The sequence below is a fragment of the Xanthobacter sp. BG11Y11_SDJG genome (assembly GCF_057364445.1).
The window spans coordinates 1-2,223 of sequence record NZ_JBNFNU010000547.1; the positions used below are offsets into that span (position 1 = coordinate 1).

The 2,223-nt window shown below is 72.2% G+C and carries 5 protein-coding genes; 2 read left to right on the top strand and 3 right to left on the bottom strand.

The annotated features are described in order from the left end of the window. From AC2W7M_RS24200 to AC2W7M_RS24210, 3 genes are all read right to left on the bottom strand, one after another. Nucleotides 1-317: NrsF family protein (locus AC2W7M_RS24200; protein ID WP_486135549.1), on the bottom strand; the 317-nt coding region annotated here is incomplete at its 3' end. Between the two features lie 4 nt (nt 318-321). Continuing rightward, nucleotides 322-450 (bottom strand): sigma factor-like helix-turn-helix DNA-binding protein, encoded by a 129-nt coding sequence (locus tag AC2W7M_RS24205; RefSeq protein WP_486135551.1) that lies wholly within the window; start codon nt 448-450, stop codon nt 322-324. Then, nucleotides 417-857, bottom strand: coding sequence for a sigma factor (locus AC2W7M_RS24210; RefSeq protein WP_486135553.1), 441 nt, complete (start codon nt 855-857; stop codon nt 417-419). Before AC2W7M_RS24210 ends, AC2W7M_RS24205 begins: the two co-directional genes overlap by 34 nt. Nucleotides 858-1,055: 198 nt before the next feature. Here AC2W7M_RS24210 and AC2W7M_RS24215 point away from each other — a divergent pair, with 198 nt between their 5' ends. After that, on the top strand, nt 1,056-1,334 hold the full coding sequence (locus AC2W7M_RS24215; protein WP_486135555.1) for a BufA1 family periplasmic bufferin-type metallophore: 279 nt from the start codon (nt 1,056-1,058) through the stop codon (nt 1,332-1,334). 52 nt (nt 1,335-1,386) lie between these two features. Continuing rightward, nucleotides 1,387-2,223, top strand: an 837-nt coding sequence (gene bufB / locus AC2W7M_RS24220) for an MNIO family bufferin maturase (protein ID WP_486135557.1), incomplete at its 3' end; no start/stop codon positions are given.

A 2,223-nucleotide genomic window follows, 5' to 3' on the forward strand; every position in this document is an offset into this window, starting at 1 on the left:
CGCAGCCACGCTGCCGCGCCGCCGACGCGCGCGCCCGGCCGGCTCATGGCGAGCGCGAGGTTCGCCGACGCCACGGCGAGCGCTGCCGTCACCGCGAACTTGAAGACGAATCGGGCCGAGGAAAAGAAGGACGGGACGGCATCGCCGCGTACGCCCAGCGCCCATTGCATGACGCCTGCAGCCACCACCAGTGCGGCACACAGCGCCAGCAGCAGGCCGGCGCGCAGCGAGGGGCCGCGCGGGGCGGCATCGGCGGCCATCAGTGCGATCAGCGCCTCGGTGTCGGCGCGCGCATCCCCCTTGGGATTGCGGGTCATGGCTTCATCCTCCGTGGGCCGCAGACAGGCGCTTCAGCGCCCGGTGCAGCGCCACCCGCACCGCCCCCTCGCTCATGGCGAGCCGGGCGCCGGCCTCCTTCACACTCGCCCCCGACAGGTAGACCGCCTCCACCACCGCCGCTCGCGGCCGTTGAGCGCGGCGACCATGCGGCCGGCATCGCGGCCGGCAAGCGTCTCCGGCTCGGCCTCCGCGTCGGCCAGGAATTCCTCAAGTCCGTCCAGCGGCACCTCGGCGCGCCGGCCGGAGCGGCGCATCACGTCCACCGCCTTGTGCCGGGCAATGGCCCAGATCCAGGGGGCGAGCGGGGTCGCCGGGTCCCAGGTCTGGCGCTTGAGGTGGAGCGCCAGCAGCGTCTCCTGCACCACGTCCTCCGCATCGCCCGCATCCCGTCCGGCGGCAACCAGCAGCCGGCGCGCGAACGCCCTGAGCGCGGGGGCAAGCGCGCTCAGCAGTTCGCGATAGGCGGCACCGTCCCCATCGAGGGCGGACCGCATCAGCATCGTCCAGGTCTCGTTCATGGAGCCTTGAGTCTACGTCTGACCTGTTCGCGCGGCGGGGCGCCTTCGTTACGCGCCGGGCGCGCATTTCGCACCTGATCACGGCCTCGTGACCGGTGCCTCACACGAACGCGTGAGCGGCGTAACGCTGCGTCGGCGACCGGCGAACTCCCGTCATGGTCGCCCCCAGAGGCGGCCGATCCGCAACGGAGATACCCCATGAAGACCGCCCTCGACCTCGCCGTTCTCGGTGCCCTCGCCGCCGTGCTCGGCGCCGCCACGCCGGCCTTCGCCCAGGATGCCAATGCCGGCAAGGAGAAGTGCTACGGCGTCGCCCTGAAGGGCCAGAACGACTGCGCCGCCGGTCCCGGCACCACCTGCGCCGGCACCTCCAAGGTCGACTATCAGGGCAATGCCTGGAAGCTGGTGCCCAAGGGCACCTGCGTCACCATGAAGACCCCGTCCGGCATGGGCTCGCTCATGCCCATCAAGTCCTGAACGCCCGCGCGCGTCGCGGCGCCCCCGCCCCCCCGCCCTTCGGACGGGACCGATGACCCGCACATCCCTGCCGGCCGGCGCCGGCGTCGGCTTCAAGCCGCAGCATTTCGCCGAAATCGCCGCGGCGCGCCAGCCGCTCGCCTTCTTCGAGGTGCATGCGGAGAACTATATGGGCGCCGGCGGGCTGCCCCACGCCCAGCTTGCGGCCCTGCGCGCGGACTATGCGCTCTCGGTCCACGGCGTCGGGCTCGGAATCGGCGGCCTCGCGCCGCTCGACCTTGAGCACCTCGCCCGCGTGAAGGCGGTGTGCGAGCGCTACCAGCCGGAGAGCTTCTCCGAGCACCTCGCCTGGGCAACCCATGACGGGGTCTATCTCAACGACCTTCTGCCCTTGCCCTACACCGAGGCGCGGCTTGCGGTGGTGGCGCAGCACGTGGACCAGGTGCAGGAGGCGCTCGGCCGGCGGCTTCTGCTGGAGAACCCGGCCACCTACGTGACCTTCGCCGAGAGCACGATCCCCGAGGCCCAGTTCCTGGACGAGGTCGCCCGCCGCACCGGCTGCGGCCTGCTGCTGGACGTGAACAACGTGTTCGTCTCCGCGGTGAACCACGGCACCGATGCGCTGGCCTATCTCGATGCCTTCCCGCTCCACCTCGTGGGCGAAATCCATCTCGGCGGCCATGCCGAGGCGGCGGACGGCGCGGATGCGCCGCTGCTCATCGACGACCATGGTGCGCCGGTGGCGGACCCGGTCTGGGCGCTGTTCGGCGAGGTGGTCCGGCGCATCGGGCCGGTGCCGAGCCTCGTCGAATGGGACAATGACGTGCCCGCCTGGCCGGTGCTGCGCGCCGAGGCCGAGCGCGCCGGACGCATGCTCGGCGCCGCCCGG

What these genes read in the sequence shown, in the direction of transcription:
- AC2W7M_RS24210 (WP_486135553.1), bottom strand. Translation starts at nt 857, where the DNA reads ATGAACGAGACCTGGACGATGCTGATGCGGTCCGCCCTCGATGGGGAC.
- AC2W7M_RS24215 (WP_486135555.1), top strand. Translation starts at nt 1,056, where the DNA reads ATGAAGACCGCCCTCGACCTCGCCGTTCTCGGTGCCCTCGCCGCCGTG.